Annotated in this window: 21 protein-coding genes; 8 read left to right on the forward strand and 13 right to left on the reverse strand. The window is 43.8% G+C overall.

Going from position 1 to position 19612, the window contains the following annotated elements; all coding sequences use genetic code 11:
• Positions 1-4 precede the first annotated feature (4 nt).
• The gene (locus tag AS030_RS18210) at positions 5-196 is read right to left on the reverse strand and encodes an SE1561 family protein (RefSeq protein WP_061974313.1); all 192 of its coding nucleotides are present in this window, start codon (positions 194-196) and stop codon (positions 5-7) included.
• Positions 197-359: 163 nt separating this feature from the next.
• Here AS030_RS18210 and yfkAB point away from each other — a divergent pair, with 163 nt between their 5' ends.
• Together yfkAB and AS030_RS18220 are read left to right on the forward strand one after the other, a co-directional pair.
• Positions 360-1469: a radical SAM/CxCxxxxC motif protein YfkAB gene (yfkAB, locus tag AS030_RS18215; RefSeq protein ID WP_061974315.1), complete on the forward strand. Its 1110-nt coding sequence runs from the start codon at positions 360-362 to the stop codon at positions 1467-1469.
• A 103-nt stretch (positions 1470-1572) separates the two neighbouring features.
• Positions 1573-1902: a winged helix-turn-helix transcriptional regulator gene (locus AS030_RS18220; RefSeq protein ID WP_061974317.1), complete on the forward strand. Its 330-nt coding sequence runs from the start codon at positions 1573-1575 to the stop codon at positions 1900-1902.
• Between the two features lie 33 nt (positions 1903-1935).
• Here AS030_RS18220 and AS030_RS18225 read toward each other — a convergent pair whose 3' ends face one another.
• On the reverse strand, positions 1936-2751 hold the full coding sequence (locus AS030_RS18225; protein ID WP_061974319.1) for a YfkD famly protein: 816 nt from the start codon (positions 2749-2751) through the stop codon (positions 1936-1938).
• 100 nt (positions 2752-2851) lie between these two features.
• Complete coding sequence (locus AS030_RS18230) at positions 2852-4207, reverse strand: MATE family efflux transporter (RefSeq protein WP_061974321.1); 1356 nt, start codon at positions 4205-4207, stop codon at positions 2852-2854.
• A 102-nt stretch (positions 4208-4309) separates the two neighbouring features.
• Here AS030_RS18230 and AS030_RS18235 point away from each other — a divergent pair, with 102 nt between their 5' ends.
• Complete coding sequence (locus tag AS030_RS18235) at positions 4310-4726, forward strand: pyridoxamine 5'-phosphate oxidase family protein (protein WP_061974323.1); 417 nt, start codon at positions 4310-4312, stop codon at positions 4724-4726.
• 39 nt (positions 4727-4765) lie between these two features.
• Here AS030_RS18235 and AS030_RS18240 read toward each other — a convergent pair whose 3' ends face one another.
• Entirely contained in the window at positions 4766-5149 is a 384-nt protein-coding gene (locus AS030_RS18240; protein WP_061974325.1) for an OsmC family protein, read from the reverse strand.
• Between the two features lie 131 nt (positions 5150-5280).
• On the opposite strand from AS030_RS18240, the gene AS030_RS18245 reads away from it, so the two are divergent.
• Both AS030_RS18245 and AS030_RS18250 read left to right on the forward strand, forming a co-directional pair.
• Complete coding sequence (locus AS030_RS18245) at positions 5281-6465, forward strand: MFS transporter (protein ID WP_061974327.1); 1185 nt, start codon at positions 5281-5283, stop codon at positions 6463-6465.
• A gap of 140 nt (positions 6466-6605) precedes the next feature.
• Positions 6606-7055 carry a TlpA disulfide reductase family protein gene (locus AS030_RS18250; RefSeq protein WP_061974329.1) on the forward strand — a complete coding sequence of 150 codons (450 nt, stop codon included), beginning with the start codon at positions 6606-6608 and terminating at the stop codon, positions 7053-7055.
• Positions 7056-7462: 407 nt separating this feature from the next.
• On the opposite strand, the gene AS030_RS18260 is transcribed toward AS030_RS18250, so the two are convergent.
• The 3 genes from AS030_RS18260 to AS030_RS18270 all read right to left on the reverse strand — a co-directional run bounded on the left by AS030_RS18260 (position 7463) and on the right by AS030_RS18270 (position 9559).
• Positions 7463-7945: a VanZ family protein gene (locus AS030_RS18260; protein ID WP_082635888.1), complete on the reverse strand. Its 483-nt coding sequence runs from the start codon at positions 7943-7945 to the stop codon at positions 7463-7465.
• Between the two features lie 170 nt (positions 7946-8115).
• Positions 8116-8991 carry a YihY/virulence factor BrkB family protein gene (locus AS030_RS18265; RefSeq protein WP_061974334.1) on the reverse strand — a complete coding sequence of 292 codons (876 nt, stop codon included), beginning with the start codon at positions 8989-8991 and terminating at the stop codon, positions 8116-8118.
• Positions 8992-9037: 46 nt separating this feature from the next.
• Positions 9038-9559, reverse strand: a complete 522-nt coding sequence (locus AS030_RS18270) for a YtxH domain-containing protein (protein ID WP_061974335.1) — start codon at positions 9557-9559, stop codon at positions 9038-9040.
• 163 nt (positions 9560-9722) lie between these two features.
• On the opposite strand from AS030_RS18270, the gene AS030_RS18275 reads away from it, so the two are divergent.
• Complete coding sequence (locus AS030_RS18275; protein WP_061974337.1) at positions 9723-9977, forward strand: GlsB/YeaQ/YmgE family stress response membrane protein; 255 nt, start codon at positions 9723-9725, stop codon at positions 9975-9977.
• A 47-nt stretch (positions 9978-10024) separates the two neighbouring features.
• On the opposite strand, the gene AS030_RS18280 is transcribed toward AS030_RS18275, so the two are convergent.
• Together AS030_RS18280 and AS030_RS18285 are read right to left on the reverse strand one after the other, a co-directional pair.
• Positions 10025-10456 (reverse strand): GNAT family N-acetyltransferase, encoded by a 432-nt coding sequence (locus tag AS030_RS18280; RefSeq protein WP_082635889.1) that lies wholly within the window; start codon positions 10454-10456, stop codon positions 10025-10027.
• Between the two features lie 12 nt (positions 10457-10468).
• Positions 10469-10939: a low molecular weight protein-tyrosine-phosphatase gene (locus AS030_RS18285; RefSeq protein ID WP_061974341.1), complete on the reverse strand. Its 471-nt coding sequence runs from the start codon at positions 10937-10939 to the stop codon at positions 10469-10471.
• A 113-nt stretch (positions 10940-11052) separates the two neighbouring features.
• Here AS030_RS18285 and AS030_RS18290 point away from each other — a divergent pair, with 113 nt between their 5' ends.
• Positions 11053-11778 (forward strand): SIR2 family NAD-dependent protein deacylase, encoded by a 726-nt coding sequence (locus tag AS030_RS18290; RefSeq protein WP_061974343.1) that lies wholly within the window; start codon positions 11053-11055, stop codon positions 11776-11778.
• Between the two features lie 39 nt (positions 11779-11817).
• Here the strand turns inward: AS030_RS18290 and AS030_RS18295 are convergent, their stop codons facing one another.
• A complete protein-coding gene (locus tag AS030_RS18295; RefSeq protein WP_061974345.1) occupies positions 11818-12219 on the reverse strand; it encodes a secondary thiamine-phosphate synthase enzyme YjbQ in 402 nt (133 codons plus the stop codon).
• A 92-nt stretch (positions 12220-12311) separates the two neighbouring features.
• Here AS030_RS18295 and AS030_RS18300 point away from each other — a divergent pair, with 92 nt between their 5' ends.
• Positions 12312-13079: a DUF3050 domain-containing protein gene (locus AS030_RS18300; protein WP_061974347.1), complete on the forward strand. Its 768-nt coding sequence runs from the start codon at positions 12312-12314 to the stop codon at positions 13077-13079.
• 36 nt (positions 13080-13115) lie between these two features.
• Here the strand turns inward: AS030_RS18300 and rsgA are convergent, their stop codons facing one another.
• From rsgA to AS030_RS18315, 3 genes are all read right to left on the reverse strand, one after another.
• Positions 13116-14177 (reverse strand): ribosome small subunit-dependent GTPase A, encoded by a 1062-nt coding sequence (gene rsgA, locus AS030_RS18305; RefSeq protein ID WP_061974349.1) that lies wholly within the window; start codon positions 14175-14177, stop codon positions 13116-13118.
• 384 nt (positions 14178-14561) lie between these two features.
• Positions 14562-16985 (reverse strand): immune inhibitor A domain-containing protein, encoded by a 2424-nt coding sequence (locus tag AS030_RS18310; protein WP_061974351.1) that lies wholly within the window; start codon positions 16983-16985, stop codon positions 14562-14564.
• A gap of 179 nt (positions 16986-17164) precedes the next feature.
• Positions 17165-19564 (reverse strand): immune inhibitor A domain-containing protein, encoded by a 2400-nt coding sequence (locus AS030_RS18315; RefSeq protein WP_061974353.1) that lies wholly within the window; start codon positions 19562-19564, stop codon positions 17165-17167.
• Between the last annotated feature and the right edge of the window lie 48 nt (positions 19565-19612).

Consider the following 19612-nt stretch of genomic DNA (forward strand, 5'->3'; position numbering starts at 1 on the left):
CAATTTATTCTTTTTCCCAATTATTTCGGAATTGTTTGCATTTGAATTCAAGATCATCAAGCATCCCAATGATACGGTCAATTTCTTCCACACCTGCTGTTTCTGCATCAATTGAATCCAGCACTTGCAGCAGCATGTCAATCCGGTTCATAATGTATTCTTTTTGAGATGACTTATCTTCTACTGATTTACCCACATATACCTCTCCTTTCTTTCATACTGTATCAAAGGATTGAATCTCTGCCAATAAAATCCCCGCAGCCCTTTTTCTTTTACGGCTATTGCGTTATCATATGGTGTATTTATAGATTGCGGAAACGTTATGTTTTTACCCGTTTTATTAATAAAGGAGTTTTTTTATGATGGTAAAAAACCCAATTTCCATCCAGAATGATCCCTGGGAGGCTTATTTGGATGTTGAAAAGCACGGCACCATGCGGCTTTCGAATATTGAAGTCACGACAACCACGCTTTGCAATATGCGCTGTGCACACTGCGCTGTCGGTTACACACTGAATGTTAAGGATCCAGAACCTCTGCCGCTTGAGCTTCTTATAGGTCGATTGGATGAAATTCCCGAACTTCGGTCATTTTCCATCACCGGCGGAGAGCCGATGATGTCAAAAAAATCTGTCGAGAACTATGTGGTGCCTTTGCTCCGCTATGCCACTTCGCGTGGAGCAAGAACACAGATTAATTCTAACCTTACACTGGATCTTGAACGTTATGAGCCTATTCTTCCTTTTTTGGATGTTCTTCATATTTCCCACAATTGGGGCACCATCGAAGATTTTGCCGAGATCGGTTTTGCCCAAATGGAGAGGAAGCCTTCGATGGAGCAGCGGGCCGCATTGTTTGATCGAATGGTACATAATGCACAGGAGCTCACAAAAAGAGGTGTCCTTGTCTCTGCTGAAACAATGCTGAACAAGACGACTTTGCCCTACCTGGAAAAGATCCACAATCACATACAGGAAATGGGCTGCCAACGCCATGAAATTCACCCTATGTACCCGAGTGACTTTGCCAGCTCGCTTCAGGTGCTGTCACTTGAGGATACACGTTCGGCCATTCACAGACTGCTTGATGTCCGTAATTCTGACGTTTGGATGCTTTTTGGCACCCTGCCTTTTTATCCATGTTCTGCTGAAAACGAGGACCTGGAATTATTAAACCGGCTTTATGCTGAAAAAAATGTGACGGTCCGGAATGACCCCGATGGTCGTTCCCGTCTGAACGTCAATTTATTTGATGGTGAAATTATTGTCACTGATTTTGGTGACACCCCCTCACTTGGCAATATACAAACCACCTCGTTTCCTGAAGCCTATGAAGCATGGCTGAACACATCTGCAGCGAAATCAGTGAATTGCCATTGTCCGGCTGTAAAATGTCTTGGTCCGAATTTGCTGGTGAAAGATACGTATTACAAAGAAGTTGATTTCACGACACTTTCTTCCAATATATGACTAATTAAAAAGTTATAAACTTTACAATAGTAAGTTTTGGGAGTATCATCATAGGAAAGACTATAATTAGTCGTCGAAAGATCAATACAATGAGGTGAATTGTATGGATTACAACACAATGTGTCCCAGATATGAAGTAGCGATAGATATTATAGGAAAAAAATGGACGGGTCTTATCATCCGTGTTTTATTGGGAGGATCAAGGCGTTTTAAGGATATTAAAAAGCAAATCCCCGAGATGAGTGACCGCATGCTTACGGAGCGCATGAAAGAATTGGAATCCGTTGGCATTGTTTCACGCCATGTTTATCCTGAAACCCCGGTCCGCATCGAGTATGCATTGACCGAAAAGGGAGAATCCCTACGAGCCATTATTGAATCTATTCAATCTTGGAGTGAACAATGGGTTGAAGAATGCGAACTTCAAAAATAAAAAGGAACCAGCTAAAAGCTGGTTCTTTTTTATTTACATATTCGACGAATGAAATCTGAAAGAAACGTGTTCCTGCACCGGAATCCATGCTCCGATTCCCTGTTGGGTTACATTTTGTACTTCAATTTTTCGTTTACTGCCTTTTAGAACAATATAGACTTCACCGTAGGTGACCCTCCCTTTTTCATTCACAGCTGGAACATAGCTTGCCAAGTACCCAACCTGCTTGGGAGCAATATTATAAACATTGTTTTTCTTGGTACCTGCCCCAATATTCGTCTGAAATGAAAGTGGGAGTTTGGTTTTTTCTCCTGCAGCAATCATCATCATTTTCTTTACCGCTTCGCTGTTAGGGATTTCAGCGGTAAGCCCTCCGGTTACTCGTTTATGCATCTGTTGATGATAGCGCAGCTGAGCAAGCGACTTGCCTCCCCGGTTATCAAGCCTGTTCAAATTGATTTGCTGATATTCCCAATTGACGGCTGATTCTGTAGATTGATACGAAAGAGGCCACACTCCAAGAAAGATTCTGGCTCTGTAACCAATAGCCAATTTTGACGGATGAATGACAGACTCGTTCAACATACGAATTAAATCCGGGTTGGTTATAGCCACGTTGGATGTTTTCAGCATTGACTTTGCCAATTTGCTCGGTTCAAGATAAGGAAGGTCCTGTGCAGAGTTAGGATAGGTGTTTTCTTTAGAAATACTCACAACCGATCCCGGAACCCTTACACCTGCGGCCGCAGCGGAATGCGGCTGGACAACCAGGGAAAAAATCATAATTATAACAAGGAATAAGGCGGCTGAGTTCCGATTTAAACCCAACCCCAAAGTGTTCCGTTTCATGTGTTTTTCCTCCTTTTATATCCCTATTTTTTTCTTGTTGTAGAAATTTATCCATGCTGAGCGAATAACAAATTTTTACACAAAAAAGACACCTGGAAATTCAGGCGTCTTTTTCTTTGTCTTGCTTTAATATTCGGATATCCTTCCATTTTCCCAGCTTGTAATACAAAATGGCGAAAACGCTGCTGATGATAAAGCTGACGGACATTCCGTAGGCAATTCCTCGTTCTCCAAACCACTGAGCAAATAAATAGGTCAACGGGTATCGAAGAATCCAAAATGAAATGAGGTTCAGGATCAGCACCTGCACCATGGCGCCTGAAGCCCGGACAACGCCGTTCAATACAAAATTAATACCCAGAAACGGATAAAAGAAGGCGATGCTTCTTAAATATTGAGCACCAAATTCAATCGTTTCTGCATCTTTTACAAACAGGGAAATAAACCAGGAAGCCCCTGCAACTACAATTGCGCTGATCAAAAGGGTAACACTCAAAATAAGATAAATCCCGTTTCTCGCGACCAATGAAACCCGATCCCATTTGTTCGCTCCAATATTCTGGCCTGCCATACTGTTTACAGCTGAGCCGAGCGTCATGGCCGGCAGCATGATCAAACTGTCCATCCGCTGGGCGACTCCAAACCCGGCCACCACATCTTCTCCAAAAGAAGCAACCACACTCATGATAGCGGCCACTCCTCCCGAGATTAACAGCATCTGCAGTCCTGCCGGAAGTCCAAGTGCCATTACCGTTTTTAGATAATATCTTTCTGGCCAATGAGGAATTTCAAAAGGCACTTTGCCGGTTTTAACAGAATGATATACCCCATACAAGAAAGCGGCACCTTGTGAAAAAATAGTGGCATATGCGGCACCGTCCAATCCCATGTTAAGTCCGCTGATGAACAAAGGATCCAGAATGGCATTTAAAATGACAGCAATCACGACAAACTGTACCGGTGTTTTACTGTCTCCCATTGCCCGGAGGATGGTTGAAATAAAATTATAGCCAAACAAAAACAAGATTCCCGCAAAATTAATCTGAAGATAGTTTACCGCCATGGGCATGACGGATTTCGGTGTTCCGAGAAGCTGAAGCAGCCACTGTGATGAAAAGAATCCAATAATGCCAAGCAAAATGGCCAAGCATCCCAAAAGGGTGACAAAGGCATTCACCGATTTTCTCAGCCCTTCAGCATCATCCGCTCCTTTTTGCTGCGAAAGAACCGTGAGTGCTGCTCCATTGATCCCAATAATAAACGACAATACAGCAAAAATGACCGTGGACGATATCGAAATCGCTCCGACTTCCCTGCTTCCAAGAAGGTTTCCCACCCAATAGCTGTCAATGATCTGAAAGGAAACCTGGAGGAGATTGCTCAGGAAGATGGGCCAGGAATAAAAAATCATGCTTTTGAACAGATTGCCTTTTGTAAAATCGTGGCTAAGCGCCATGTCCTTGCTCCTCTCCTTGTTCTAAAATCGGGTTCTGTGTTTACTCGATACAAATTTGTGGAACTATTTTTTAAAAGGTGAAGTATGAAAGGAGAATTATTTATGAATCAGGAGGAATTTAAACAAAAAATTAAAGATATTGTGGACTCAAATCCTGTTGGCACCCTTTCCACCGTTTCACAAAACAAACCAAACGCACGATATATGTACTTCCAACGTGATGATATTACCCTGTTAACCGCAACAAGTAAACAAACACATAAAGTGGATGAAATTGAAGAGAATCCAAACGTTCATGTTCTTTTGGGCTACACAGACTGGGACAGCCCATATATTGAAATGCAGGGAACCATCAGGGTTCGTGAGAAAGAAGCCATTAAAGAGGAATTCTGGCAGGATATGATGAAGCACTGGTTTACAGGCAAGGATGATCCTGATTTAATCATCCTTGAGATTCAACCAACATCATTCCGTCTGATGAATTCAAAAGAAAAAGAGCCCGTTACTTTGGATATGTAATAAATCAAGAAAAGCATTCCCCAAAAGGAATGCTTTTCTTTATGCAATCAGTTCAAATGAATCACTGATGCGGATACTGCCTTTCACCGACTGAACCATTGAACAGTTTTTCTCTGTAACGCGCAGAGCTTTTTCAATTTTCTCTGGTGACAGGCCATTGCCTTTCAAAATAAAATGCATATGAATGCTTTCGATCCGGTCCGCCTCTTCCTTGTTTCTGACCACATCTGCTTTAATTTTGATATCTTCCACGTCCAGCCGCATTTTTGAGAGTACTTTTCGGAGTACTCCCCCGCTGCAAACCGCAACCGATGACACCATCAGCTGATAGGGTCTGAATCCATAGTGTGCATCTCCGGAAACATCAAGGGATCCATATTCAAATTGTGTTTGAAACCCGTTTTCTCTCATCGTAAATTCCATCATTATCACCTCGTATACCTTACAGTTTATACAACTTTCCATGGTTTTTACAAAAATTGCGATTTCCTGTCCATGACATGGCTATTCATTGTAAAATGGGGATAGATTTGATGCAAAGGATAGGTTATATAATGGCTGTATTGACACGATCAAAATTCTCCATTTTAGTAAGTATTGTTTTTATTTCAGGATTTTCTCAAGGCATGCTGCTGCCTTTGATCGCCATTCTGCTGGAAGAGGCGGGCACTTCTTCAACATTAAATGGATTAAATGCTATCGCTCTGTATATCGGTATTGTTCTTGCTTCCCCTTTTATTGAAAAACCGATGAGAAGATTTGGCTATAAAAAAATAATCCTGTCAGGGCTTGTCCTTGTTACTGTTTCGCTTTTTTTATTCCCCTGGTGGAAAGCCTTCTGGTTTTGGTTCGCGCTACGCCTGGTGATCGGTGTAGGAGATCACATGCTCCATTTCTCCACACAAGTGTGGGTCACGTCCAACAGCCCGGCCCAAAAGCGTGGCCGAAACATTGCGCTGTATGGTATTGCGTTTGGCGCGGGCTTTGGAATCGGACCGCTTATGACCAGACTCGCTTCCGTGAGCGAGGCATTGCCTTTTCTTATATCAGGAGCCTTCTGCCTGATATCATTCTTTATTATGACGTTCATCCAAAATGAGTTTCCGTCATCTGAAGGTGTAAAAGAAGCAGGAATGAATACACTCGGACGCTACCGGGAAGTTATGCGGGCAGCCTGGGTCGCCCTGTTGCCTGCCTTTGGCTACGGATTCCTGGAGGCTTCGCTAAACGGTTCTTTCCCTGTTTATGCATTGCGGCATGGCATACCAGTGAATTGGGTGTCCGTTTTACTGCCATCCTTTGTTGTGGGAAGCCTTGTCTTTCAATTGCCACTTGGATTATGGAGTGACCGCTTTGGCCGGAGAAAGGTGCTTCTCGTATGCCTTTTCGTAGGTTTTCTGGCCTTTACAGGCACATTATTGGCCGGCAGCCACATGTGGATTTATTTACTTCTTTTTTTCATAGCCGGAATGTTTGTCGGTTCCCTGTTTTCACTTGGAATTACGTATATGAGCGATCTCCTTCCGCTGCACCTTCTGCCTGTGGGCAATATCCTGGCCGGAATCGCCTTTAGCTCCGGAAGCATGACAGGCCCTCTTGTTGGCGGCTGGTTTATTGAAGCCTTCCAATCAGGCGCATTTGTTTACGCGATCAGCGGCATGCTGCTGGTACTCCTCCTTGTCACCTATTTTCATAAAGGAACCGGAGAAAGAAATGAGTCGCAAAAAAACGTCGTCTGAGAACCAATAATATAAGCTGTCAGAATGCATACTAGTGAAGGCAATATTTTTGCATTCTGCGCTGAAATTCCTTATACTTATAATTGAAATTAAATAATAATAATTATAAATAAACCAATTAGCAAAGGAGCCACCTATTCATGAGATTACGTGATGAAATGCCGGAACTAAACGGCGCAACAGAATGGATTAACGGAGAAGTTAAAAAAGAAGATCTAATCGGCAACAAACCAACCCTTATTCACTTTTGGTCTGTAAGCTGCGGACTATGTAAAGAAGCTATGCCAAACATCAACAAATTCCGGGACGATTATAAAGATGAATTGAATGTCGTTGCCGTACACATGCCTCGTTCTGAAAAAGATTTAGACCTTGACCAAATCAAAGAAGTAGCAAAAGAACACGACATTTCACAACCCATCTTTGTTGATAACCAACACAACCTTACTGATGCCTTCGAAAACCAATACGTTCCAGCCTATTACGTTTTTGATGCAGAAGGAAAGCTTCGCCATTTCCAGGCTGGCGGCGAAGGCATGAAAATGCTAACCAAACGCGTCAACCGCGTACTAGGAAAAGAAACGAAGTAAACAAGAAAAGCTGAAGAGCCTGTTGAGAGACGACTAGCACTGGAGGGCTTTGTCATAAAACGCTTTTTGTTTTCTGACAAAGACCGAAGTGATCGAGTCTCTAGGCGTTGAAGCTGGATCACAAGAAAAGCTGAAGAGCCCGTTTAAAAGCGGCAGACGTTGGAACTCTTGAACATACAACACGCTTTTTGTGTTGTGTTGAAAGAGTGAAACGGTCGAGCTTTTGGGCTCTGAAGCTGGACACCTTTAAATCTTGAAGAGCCACCTGATCATCTGTCAGGCGGCTCTTTTTTACGAAAAAGACTTGATATGCAACTAATTTTTGTCGAACCGCAACTAATTCCCCTACCGCCTCTCTTTCACCTCCAAAAACAACCCCAAAAACTGCCAAAAGGCAGCTGCGGGAGCTACCTTTTTCTCTTTAGTATGTTATTTTCAATAATTCTGTAGATAAGGGCGCAAAATTTAAACACAGCAAGCCCGACCATGGTGCCAAATCCGTTTAATAAAATGTCGTCGATATCGAAAATGCGGTGAGCATAACTATATTGAAGCACTTCGATGATTGAGCTTGTCCCGAACCCGATGAAGAACATAAGTGCCCATTTTGAAAGGAAGCGGTGGATAAGGGGTGGCAAGAATCCCAGAGGAAAGAACAATACGACGTTGCCAATGACGTTTTTGAAGATCAGCCAGTAATCGCCGCTTTTCCACATGAGTCTTATGCTGTCAAACAGCACAAGGTTCAGTGATTTACCGTACACATAATGGTTATAGGTAAAGAGAGTGACGTATATCAGAACCGTAAAATAAATTAAAAACAGGAGCCAGCCAATATTTCTCCACTTTAACCGGGCCTTTTTCTTAGTTACGTTTTTATTCTTGGTCATATTCCTTCTCCATTCAATCGCTTGATCCCGGCCAATTGCAGAACATCCAACTTATCCTCCGTTCAAAAAAAGCCCCATTCATTATACCATATGAGGTCGATAGGAAATCATGCATTTCGGGGGTGAATTTGTCCAAAAAAAAACCGCCTAATGCGGTCTTTTTAAAAACGCTATCTTGTTTTTGTCAGCAGGCCTCTTTCATAAGCCTGATCGATTTTAAATTTATGCAGTGTCGCATTGATTACACCGCCAAGGACAATAACCAGTCCTGTCAAATAAAACCACAGCATGAGGACAATTACAGCTCCAAGGCTTCCGTATGTAGCGGAATAATTTCCAAAGCTGTCGACATAAAATGCGAAGCACAAAGAAACAATCAGCCAGGCAACTGTAGAAAAGATTGCGCCATACCATACTTCACGATACTTCAGTCTTTTGCAAGGTCCCATGTAATAAAGAACAGAAAAAACGACCGCTATGACCAGAAAACTAATCAGCCAGCGCATCAATCCCCATAAGCTGAGGAAGACCTGATCCAGTCCGAGATAGGAGAAAATAAATTCACCAATCATTTTCCCAAAGACGGGAAGGACAAGAGAAACAACGATGGCGAGGATGAGTCCAATGGTAAGAAACACGGCAAGGGTTCTTGCCATAATAAACGACCGGCATTCCTCGACGCCGTATGCTCCATTTAATGCCTTAATCACCGCATTTACGCCATTAGAAGCGGACCAGAGTGTCGCAATGATCCCGAAAGAAAGCAGTCCTCCCTTTTTTGACTCAATGACCGTCTGCAGGTTTTCCCTGATGACCTTCATCGATTCACCAGGAACCACATTGTTTAACACTTTAACCGCATCTTCCGGAGAGATGAAAATCCCGCCGAGCGTAATCAGGAAGATCAAAAATGGAAAGAGGGACAAAAGAAAATAGTAGGCAAGCTGGGCTGCCAAGTCCGGCACATCATTTTTCTTAAAGCTGTGCATAAACTCCACTGCAAATGATTTTGGAGATATGTCTTTAAGCTGGCTAAATAAATTCATATAGGTTCACCTCGTTGTTTGAGCCCATTGAAAAAGAGGGCAACGATTAGTTGCCCTGATTCCTTCCAACTACATGTGGATTATTGTCTAAATCCGCATAGGACGGACCAGAAGTGGAAGTGGGTGAAGTAGAATTTTTATCTGAAATTTCGGCTACTGTATCTTTGCTGTGCTCTTTTACATCCTGTCCGGCGTCCTTTAATTTGCTGCCGATTTTAGCGACTTCACTTCCTGCTCCTTTTACTTGTTCTACAGCCTGCATCCCTGTGTTTTTTACGCTGTCCACTGTATTCATAAGATGTTTTACATCTTCCACTACATCATTTACTGCTGTTGATGCCGATTGAAACGTTTCCTTCATGCCGCTTGTCAGAGATTGTGGATCATCTTTAACCGTCCTTACTAGGTTCTTTGTAGTATCCTTTACCCCAATGGAACGCTGCTTCATGGATTGTCTTGTTGAACGGTCCAGCATGGCAACCGCCGCTCCAAGGGCAGCTCCGATCAAGATGCCTTTTAACAATTTACTGTCATCTTTCTGATACGTTTCATAACTTTGGTAAGCCATTTTGCATCTCTCCTTATAATAAGTATTTGCGTGAGTGTACGGATTACATTCCCGATGCTTGGCATGAAAAAACATTTTTTTATTTTGTTTATTTTTATTTAGCAATGGGTATCTTAACGGTACAACACAATAAAACAAAAAACTTTTAAGGAGGAACACACACATGAGTTTTCTTTGGGCACTTATTATAGGTGGTATTATTGGATGGTTAGCAGGAGTAATCACAGGACGTGACGTTCCTGGCGGAATCATTGGTAACATTATCGCAGGTTTTGTTGGAGCTTGGCTTGGAGGACTAGTCCTTGGTGACTGGGGTCCTGACGTTGCAGGTTTCGCTATCATACCAGCGATCATCGGTGCGATTGTCGTTGTATTGATTGTCAGTGCTATCCTGCGTGGTATGCGAAGAAACGCATAACACTCCATACTAAAAAAACCGTTACGCCAAAAGGCGCGACGGTTTTTTTATGTTGCAAAGTCTTTTTTAAATACATGGCTGACCCGGGCATATCCCATCCTTGCTTCATAAAACCGGTGGGCATCTGTTCGTGCTGTGCCCGACGACAGAGCTACACAATTACAGTTATTTTGCGCCGCAAACGATTCAATGAACGAAAGCAGCTCTTCCCCGTGTCCTTTTGAACGGACCTGCTCATCGGTAACCAGATCATAGACCCACACATGTTTCCCGTAATAAAGGTTGGTCAACATGGCAAAGCCGGCCACAGCAACAATTGTCTCATCATCGTAGCAGGCAAGCAGCGTATAGCCGCTCGTTCTCATTTCTTCATATAAAGAGAGAAACAACGCTTCCGTTAAATGGGGACGCAGCTGCTTCATTATTGGAAACGCTTCTTTTACTTCAACACGTGTTGAAAGCTCCCGAACAATGCCCATTCCCATTCCTCCTTATAGGTTTTCTCGCTCCACAATCTCTTCAAGCAAATGAGTGCATCCTTCTTTTACCATGGCGTAAACTTCATCAAAGTTGCCTGTAAAATAAGGATCCGGAACATCCTGTACCTCACTTCCAGGAACATAGTCCATGAGTCTTGCTACATGCTCCACAGGTGTATTGCCCGCGAGCTGCTGAAGATTTCCGATGTTTTCAGCATCCATCCCAATGACATAATCATACTCCGAAAGATCGGTCTCAGTGATCTGCCTGGCCTTTAGCCCTTCAAATGAAATCTTTTTATCGGTTAACAGCTTTTGGGTTCCGGCGTGAGGAGGTTCACCTACATGCCAGTTTCCGGTTCCGGCAGAATCTACTGAAATTTTATCCTCCAACTTTCGCTTGGCTACCATATCCCTGAAGATCGCCTCAGCCATTGGTGAACGGCAGATATTGCCGAGACATACAAACAGCACTTTAATCATCCATGACTCCCCCATCTTTTCAATGCTATCTTAAAGTATACCGTTATTCGGGCAAAAAAATAAGAAGAAGACCTTAAGTGTACTATAATGAGTACTAAAAGGAGTGATGCCTCATGACGGATCAACAGGCTATTGAACAGTTGGCTTCCTGGTTAAACCACTCTTCCTTCACTGTCGTTTTGAGCGGGGCCGGGATGTCCACCGAAAGCGGAATCCCCGATTTCAGGTCACATAATGGATTATGGAAAAACTTTGATCCTGCCTATGTTTCATCTGTCGAGGCCCTGGACAATCATTACGATCTGTTTAATGAATTTTACTCCCTTCGACTGCAGGATGTTGAGACCTGCAATCCTCATGAGGGATATGAAGCATTAGCAAGATTACAGCAAAAGGGATTGATACATGCAATTGCTACCCAGAATGTTGACGGATTTCACCGGAGATCTGGAGGAAAGAATATCTATGAACTTCATGGATCACTCCATAACATTTACTGCCACACCTGCAGCAAAGTGTATTCAGCTGAAGATTTTAAAAAAGGATCGACCTGTTCCTGCGGAGGGAAACTTCGTCCATCCATCGTTCTTTTCGGGGAACTGCTGCCTGAGGAGGTATGGCACCAAGCCATGTCGGCCATTCGCCAGGCAGATTTGGTCCTGATCATTGGTACGAGCCTGCAGGTTTATCCAGTAAACCAGCTTCCTTCCATGGCGAAAGGAAAGACCGTATTAATCAACCGTGAGCCCACATCGATGGATCATCTTTTTGACCTTTCCATTTACAGCAGCGCAAAAGACACTTTGTTAGAAGTAGAGCAGCTTTGTCTTAAAAGATAGCAAAAAATCCTCTTTCACAAATGAAAGAGGATTTTTTGCTTAATCAGGGATCACTTTTACAAAATAATTCCGGGTGCGTGGACCATCGAATTCACAGAAATAGATGCCCTGCCATGTTCCGAGTACCAGGTCTCTTTCGTTGATAATGACCATCTGGGAGGAACCTACAGTACTTGCTTTTAAATGGGAGGCAGTATTCCCTTCCCCGTGGCGGTACTTCGGATGCTCCCACGGATAAACTTCATCGAGCCTCATCAACATATCCGATTTAACATCCGGATCGGCATTTTCATTAATTGTTATCCCTGCCGTTGTATGGGCACAATATACATAAAGAACCCCATCTTGCACACCTTGTTCCTGAATATAGGCCCTGATCGTCTCCGTTATATCCAGCATTTCGTCCCGGTTATGTGTCTGTATTGTGAATCTTTGCAGCAAAACTGATCACCTCGCTATATTTTTCCGTTATCTTATAACCATTACCATTCTGGCAAATCATCAAACACCGAAGAAAGGAATGCTTACTTACTATGGAACACCACGTATTTAATGACCTGACAGAAGTGCGTGAGGAACTGATTCAACATCCTCTCTACAAACAGCTGACCAATGCCGAACGAGTGAAAATCCTGATGAAGCACCATGTTTTTGCTGTGTGGGATTTTATGAGTCTTTTAAAAAAGCTCCAAATTAAACTTACATGTGTGTCCTTGCCATGGATGCCGGCACCTCACCCTGAATATGCCCGGTTCATTAATGAAATTGTACTCGGGGAAGAAACGGATGAAGATGGGGAAGGCGGATTTATCAGCCACTTTGAGCTTTATTTGAAAGGAATGAAAGAGGTAAAAGCAGATACAAATCCCATTGTGACTTATCTTACAAGGATAAAAGAAGGAGAAGACCCGCTTCTTGCGCTTGAGTCGGATGAAATTCCAAGAAGCGCTGCTGCTTTTACACATCAAAGTCTAAAGCTTGCCCAGCATGGAGAAGTACATGAGGTAGCCGCGGCTTTCTTTTTTGGAAGAGAAGACTTGATTCCCGACATGTTTCAGGTGCTTGTTGATGAAGTTTCCTCACATGGAGTGGACGCAAAAACATTAAAGTATTATCTGAACCGCCACATTGAGTTGGATGGGGATGAGCATGGCCCGCTTGCGGAAAAACTGCTGCTTTCGCTTTGCGCTGATGACCCGGAAAAGCTGCAGCAGGCAAAGCAGGCTGCTATCCAATCTCTAAAAATGCGCATCAAGCTTTGGGATGGCGTGTTAGAAGAAATAAAAGACGTTCAGGCGTAAAAAGACGCAGCCGGAGAATCCCGGCTGCGTTTCTTATTATTTGCGGTTTACACGTGTGCGGTCCCCGCTGATTCTTTTCCATTTATTTTTTTCCGCCAGCGCGGCACGCTGATCCTCTTTTCTGGCGAGGAACGCCAGCTCTTTTTGCAGCTTAACGTAGCTGTTATAACGTTCTTGATCCAATGTACCATCTGAAATGGCGGCCTGCACAGCACATCCTGGCTCTGTTGTGTGCCTGCAATCTCTGAACCGGCAGCGACCGGCAAATGCTTCTACATCCGAAAAGCTCTGGCTTACCCCTTCATCCGCTTCCCATAGCTGAAGCTCCCTCATTCCAGGAGTATCAACAACTACTCCTCCATCATGAAGCAATACCAGCTCCCGATGGGTCGTGGTATGGCGGCCTTTGTCATCATCTTCCCGGATGGTTTTCACTTCCTGTTTCTTTTCACCAAAAAGTGCATTCGTTAAAGTAGACTTTCCCGCTCCAGAGGAACCAAGCAGCGCCACCGTTTGACCCCATTCGAGATACGAAGACAGCTGGTCCAGCCCTTCTCCATTTTCGGCACTGATCGCATGGACTGGCACTCCCATCGCGATGCTCTCCACTTCCATTATCTTTCGTGAAACATCCTCACAAAGATCACACTTGCTTAGAACAATCACCGGATTTGCCCCGCTCTCCCAGGCCATGAGCAAATAGCGCTCCATTCTGCGGAGGTTAAAGTCGGTGTTCAGAGCATTGACAAGGAAAACCGTGTCAATGTTGGCTGCCACAATTTGTTCTTCAGTCGTGACTCCCGCAGCCTTTCTTGAAAACTTGCTTTTTCGTGGCAAAATGGCGTGAATGGATGCTTTCTGTTCCTCTGGTCTTGCTGAGATCACGACCCAGTCCCCAACCGCAGGATAATCCTGGCGTTGCGTTGCCAAATGACGAAGCTTTCCTGTGACTTCGGCAAGAAGTTCACCATGCTCGGTAAACAAGCGGTACATTCTCTTATGCTCGAGAGCCACTCTTCCCACCGTGAATTGTTCTTGATCATAATCGGTAAAATGATGTTCGAAAAAAGATTCCCAGCCTAATTGTTTTAAATTCAATGTGATTCCTCCAATGGGATAAGTTGTTTTTTTGCAGAAAAAAAAAGACCGTGTCACCGGTCTGTAAGAAGCCGCTTAAACAACAGCCTTCCATACAAAATAAAAACCCGTGAGCATATTACACAGCCCACGGGAATCTACACTTAACCATTGAAAGTTACACAAACGTTGCATCAAAAAAACTTAAGGTCCAGGTTACCGGAGGGCTGTGATATGAAATTAACAACAATGATGGCAGATACAATAGCGATGTTCATAAAACATACCTCCTTAAAGACTCTTTAATTTCTTAACTATAGTATAAGTATGCAGGATTTGTAAACATGTTATTCAAAAGATTCAAAAAAACCTGAATGGCCAAAGCCACTCAGGTTTCTTTAATCATTATCTTTTGCGGATCCAGATGGTACCGGCAGAGTTGTCACTTGCTTCACCAAGTACATGGAACTGTAATCCAAGGTTCGGAAGGATGCGTCCTGCATCAGCAATGACACCATCTTCTTCAGCACCGTTGTAGTCCGTCCAGTCGATATACTGTCTGGAGTCATCAAACGTTCTTACACCTTTTTGCCCTTTGTAGTCAAAGATACCGCGGGATGGAGAGTTGATGTACCAGGATGGAGCCTTGTCAAAGGAGAAGGCAGCATCTGCCACTTGGTAGCGAGTGGAATTTTCAATGGTTGGCTTGCCGTTAAGCGTACCAACGATTGCCTTAGGGTGTGAATCTACCACTCCAAGGAATCCATAGCCTGGATGAGGGCCAGTCCAGTTATCGGAATAGCTGTCATCTGCATACCATACCATCATACCTGTGTTGTATTTTACACCGCGGGCAAATTCAAGCGCTTTATCCGCACCAGCATAATTTCTCCACTCAAGGTAGTAGTTGTTTTTCTTAAAGTCAATACCATCGGTTGCTTTCGCTCCGCCAGCAAACGTCAATTTAGGAGTGCCTTCAGCATCATCAGTAAAGACTACATTGCCATCAACCGTTAATGAAAGGTTGTCCATGGCAAATCCGTTCAATGCCAAGCCGCCGTCTGTAACATAGTTAAAGACTAGTTTCACTTTTTTGCCGGCAAATCCAGAGAGATCATAGGACTTGTCGACCCACTCACCTTTCGATGAATCAGCACCATTACCTGTTGTGTCTTCATCACCAATAACGTCAATAAGCTCTTCCTTACCATCGTTCGTTACGGCTTTTACCGTCATATAGTCGTAATCATATTCCACTTCATAGTTTGCTTTGAAATCAAATGTTGCAGATTTTGCATTTGTAAGGTCAAATTCAGGTGTTGTCATTGTTGTGTTAAGGTCATCGCCTTTGTCACTGTAGTAATACTTTTGACCAAACGCCGGCTTAAGTCCCTGTACTTTTTTGTCAGGAAGATTTACCTTTACGATACCTGGATTTTTGGACTTTGTAACAGACTGGTCAATCGTAGTTAGAAGACCGAGCTTGTTAATGTCCTTGTAATCTACTTCCTGAATGTTCGCCCAGTTTCCTCCAATAGTTTTTTGGAAGAAATCCTTGTTTTGTGGAGAGAAGCTTGTAGGTGTTGTTCCTGCAATTTCCCCGTTCCAGCTACCGCCGCTCATGATAGACCATGAAGCAACCGGCTCACCATCATCGGTGTATTGTGTATCATATTCATCCGGTAACCCTAGGTCATGGCCAAATTCATGGGCAAATACACCAACTGCACCGTCTTCCGGCTCAACAGTGTAGTCGAAGGCCGCCATCTGTCCGCCCCAGTAAGGAACGTCAGTCGAAGTTCCTGGAATTTTATATGGTGCGTTTCCGATTGTCCAGCGGTGAGACCAAATCGCATTGTCTCCAAGCGCTCCGCCGCCAGCTTCCTGTCCTACACCGGCATGAATAACCATCAAGTGATCGACCAATCCGTCCGGCTCGTTAATGTTGCCGTCACCATCAAGATCATAAATATCAAGATTATCATAGTCTTTTAGATTAATACCTGCTTTAACAGCAGCATTCAAGGAATCCTTGATAAAATCACGAGGTCCAAGAGGTGCCTGGTTGTCATTTCCGCCTTTAGGTGAATCATCACCATAGTCTGCGGCTTTACCTGGAACCGTAAGCCATGGAGAAACCGTTCCTTCTACAGTGTAGCTTCCACCGGACTGCTCTTCATAGTACTGTTTGAAGGTTTCTACCTTTGAACCGTCAAATAGTTTAAAAGGCTTGTCCCCGAAAAGCATTTGCTGATAATGCTGCTGGTTGAAGTCGTCAGACCACATATAGCCTGGTTCCTGCTCAATATTATTGTGTTTGAAATCAGAGTACTCTGCCAAAAGCACAAGCACTTTGTCTTTCCTTACAGGACCGTTATACTTCTTTCCCTTTGCCGGCTTAACTTTTACAAAACCATCAGACGATCCGCCCTTTTGCAGCTTTGCATGGCTGTTGTTCAACTTCTTGGACAACTGCTCTTTTTGCTTGTTGAGGAAAGCCTTTGTTTTTTGGTCGAAACTCTTCTTGCTGGACGAAGAAGAAGCTGCGATGTTTTCGGTTCCACCCGTTTTTTCATTTTTACGTTCTATGTACTTCTGTACTGCTTTGGCTGTAGCCGCTTTTGATGCATTTTTGGCGATCAGCCCGCGATCTTTCAACGCCTTTGCCAGTCGGTCCTGATCAACAACATTCATGTCGATTGGAGCAAACTCAGACGTTTTCCCCTTAGACAGCTGTACATCGCTGGCAAACGCCGATGGTGACAACAGACCTAAAGAGAGTCCGCCAATCAAGAGCGATGAGCCCAATTTTTTAGACCAATTTCCCAATGTAACCCCTCCTGTTTTTGAACAGCATGAATTTTCTGTATACTTACTTTTTAAAGGTATCATATTACTAAGCTAAAGAGGATTATACTAATTTACTAAAATAGCAATTTTTTCACAGGAAAATGCAGGTATTAAGAACTAATTAGCTCTTTCGCTTTAAAGCGGAAGAGCTAATTTGCTTATTTATAAATGACAATTGCCCCTACTGAATCATCAGATGCTTCACCATTCACCCGTACTTTCAGACCATAATTGTCTGTGTTACGTCCGGCATCCGGCATAAATGGATTTTTGAAGGAGTTGCTGTCGTCAAAGAGAGATACCGCTGGTTGAGATGTTTGAGTGAGTGTTTGTACTCCTGGATAATCGATATTGAGTCCAGATGTCTTATCCAATCCAAATGCAGCATCTGCAATATGGAAGCGGGTGCTGGCCTCTACACCAGTGTTCCACTTCAAATCGTTGATGTGTGAATCTACTACACCAAGGAAACCATCGCCAGGGTGAACGCCTGTCCAGTTATCGGTATATGTCGGATCCACATACCATACAACCAGTCCTCCGTCATAACTCATGAAAGAGCTGCCACGTTTGATATAGGCAAGACCTTTATCTACTCCTTGGTGGTTTCTCCATTCAAGCAAGTAGTAATGCTCACTGTATTTGTTGCCGTCTGACTTTTCAAAGCCTTTTAGAGTGAATGCAGACGGATCTTTCTCTGCTCCATCGTCTATTAAAGTAGCACCATCAGCAACTACCTTAATGTTATCTGCGTAAAAGCCTGCCTTGCTGGTTCCCCAATCCGTAGCGGAACGAAGACGAAGCTGAATTTTCTGCCCTTTGTAAGCGGAAAGATCAAAGGACTGCGCCTGCCAGCCATTGGAGTTGCCTGTAAATCCTGGCATAGAGTTTAGAATCGTAGGATATCCCTCCGGAACGACGTCAGAACGAGTGTTGTTGTTTCCAAGAGATTTCCATGTCTTACCGCCATCGGTGGAAACTTGTACAAAGGCAAAGTCCCACTGCTCCTCAATATCGTACCATGCGTCAAAGGTCAGGGTTGCGGACTGCTTGCCTGTAAGGTCTACATTCGTCACCATGGAGTTGTCCATCTCATCTCCCTGGCCGCCCCAGTACTCATAAGTGCCTGCTTTTGGCTTATTAATGTAAGTTTTCTTCTTTGGAAGATTCACTTGAACAGCCTGGTGATTGTCGCCGTTTGGCGTATTGGCCTGATCAAGCAGGAACTGTGTTCCTTTAGATGATACATCTTTCCAGTCGACAACAGTAGGAGTTGTCCAGTTTCCTCCCAAAGTAGATTGGAAGTAAGATTTTGCCCAAGGAGAGAATCCTGTAGGTTCAGCTCCCGGAACCTTTCCTGCCCATGATCCGCTGGCCATGATGGACCAGTAGCCAACCGCTTCACCTGTACCCGAATAAATCGTGTCGTATTCATCAGGAAGGCCGAGATCATGTCCATATTCGTGAGCAAATACGCCTGTTGCCCCGTCTTCAGGCATCATGGTGTAATCATAGAATCCAGGTGTCCCCTTACCAAGGCCATCGGGATCAACGAATTTAGCAGAACGGTGTGACCAGATCGCATTGTCTCCAAGAGATCCGCCTCCTGCTTCCTGTCCCATTCCGGCATGAATGATTTGCAGGTGGTCAACCAGGCCATCCGGCTCCCAATAGTTGCCGTCGCTGTCCAAATCATGCGGATCCTCCAAATCATAATCTTCAAGCGGAATACCTGCAGCTTTGGCAGCATTATATGTATCCACCACTAACTGCTTCGAACCTCCTGGTGTCACATTGTCGTGGCCGCCTGTTGCTTTATCGGCACCATAGTAGGCAGCCGTTCCCGGAACCTTCAGCCATCCATATGCTTTACCTTCAATGGTGTATGACCCGCCCGATTGCTGCTCATAAAAAAGCTTTTGAGATACAAAATTTTCCCCGTTCGGGCCTTTTACACCCTTCTCGCCGAAAATCATATCTTCAAAGTGCTTCTGGTTATAGTCTTTGTAGTAGTTGTCTGTCTCGTTCTGCTTAATCGTGTTGTGAGGTGTATCAGAATATTCAACCATCAGTGTTAAAAGTTTTCCTTTTTTAACTACCTCACCTGGTCCGTGATCATTAACAGGATCCGGCTGTTTCTTATATTGCCCTTTCTTTTTACCGTTTCCATGAAGGAGGCCGTTCGTGAATCCTTTGAACTCTCGTTGTTTTTCAGCGGCAGCCGCTTTTGCTTTTGGTGCAAGAGGATCCTTCTCTTTTACAGCATCCGGTTTTCCTTTCAGCTCAAGATAGGATTGCAGCGCCTTTTGCTTTTCCTTTTGGGAAGCATTTTTTGAAATGACCCCTTTTTTAATAAGTGAATCTATTAACTTATCATCATTTACGATAGCAAGGTCAAGCGCCGAGTGGCTATTGCTATGATGATTTGAAACGGTTTCCTGCATCGCTGTCTTTGCTTTTACGTCCAAAGACCCAGTAAACAGGGATATTGATACTAACCCCAATGACAATCCCGTAACCGCCAGTGACGATCCCAATCTCTTACTCCACTTTCCCAAATGTACCCCTCCTGAAGAAGATAATGAATATTTTGTAATTTCTTGCTA

The organism is Fictibacillus enclensis, from assembly GCF_001457035.1.
In the GTDB taxonomy this organism is placed as follows: Bacteria; Bacillota; Bacilli; order Bacillales; family Fictibacillaceae; genus Fictibacillus_C; species Fictibacillus_C enclensis.

Bases quoted from the DNA above. Each gene is read 5' to 3' on its own strand.
- yfkAB (WP_061974315.1), top strand. From the start codon at position 360: ATGATGGTAAAAAACCCAATTTCCATCCAGAATGATCCCTGGGAGGCT.
- AS030_RS18220 (WP_061974317.1), top strand. From the start codon at position 1,573: ATGGATTACAACACAATGTGTCCCAGATATGAAGTAGCGATAGATATT.
- AS030_RS18225 (WP_061974319.1), bottom strand. From the start codon at position 2,751: ATGAAACGGAACACTTTGGGGTTGGGTTTAAATCGGAACTCAGCCGCC.
- AS030_RS18230 (WP_061974321.1), bottom strand. From the start codon at position 4,207: ATGGCGCTTAGCCACGATTTTACAAAAGGCAATCTGTTCAAAAGCATG.
- AS030_RS18235 (WP_061974323.1), top strand. From the start codon at position 4,310: ATGAATCAGGAGGAATTTAAACAAAAAATTAAAGATATTGTGGACTCA.
- AS030_RS18240 (WP_061974325.1), bottom strand. From the start codon at position 5,149: ATGGAATTTACGATGAGAGAAAACGGGTTTCAAACACAATTTGAATAT.
- AS030_RS18245 (WP_061974327.1), top strand. From the start codon at position 5,281: ATGGCTGTATTGACACGATCAAAATTCTCCATTTTAGTAAGTATTGTT.
- AS030_RS18250 (WP_061974329.1), top strand. From the start codon at position 6,606: ATGAGATTACGTGATGAAATGCCGGAACTAAACGGCGCAACAGAATGG.
- AS030_RS18260 (WP_082635888.1), bottom strand. From the start codon at position 7,945: ATGACCAAGAATAAAAACGTAACTAAGAAAAAGGCCCGGTTAAAGTGG.
- AS030_RS18265 (WP_061974334.1), bottom strand. From the start codon at position 8,991: ATGAATTTATTTAGCCAGCTTAAAGACATATCTCCAAAATCATTTGCA.
- AS030_RS18270 (WP_061974335.1), bottom strand. From the start codon at position 9,559: ATGGCTTACCAAAGTTATGAAACGTATCAGAAAGATGACAGTAAATTG.
- AS030_RS18275 (WP_061974337.1), top strand. From the start codon at position 9,723: ATGAGTTTTCTTTGGGCACTTATTATAGGTGGTATTATTGGATGGTTA.
- AS030_RS18280 (WP_082635889.1), bottom strand. From the start codon at position 10,456: ATGGGCATTGTTCGGGAGCTTTCAACACGTGTTGAAGTAAAAGAAGCG.
- AS030_RS18285 (WP_061974341.1), bottom strand. From the start codon at position 10,939: ATGATTAAAGTGCTGTTTGTATGTCTCGGCAATATCTGCCGTTCACCA.
- AS030_RS18290 (WP_061974343.1), top strand. From the start codon at position 11,053: ATGACGGATCAACAGGCTATTGAACAGTTGGCTTCCTGGTTAAACCAC.
- AS030_RS18300 (WP_061974347.1), top strand. From the start codon at position 12,312: ATGGAACACCACGTATTTAATGACCTGACAGAAGTGCGTGAGGAACTG.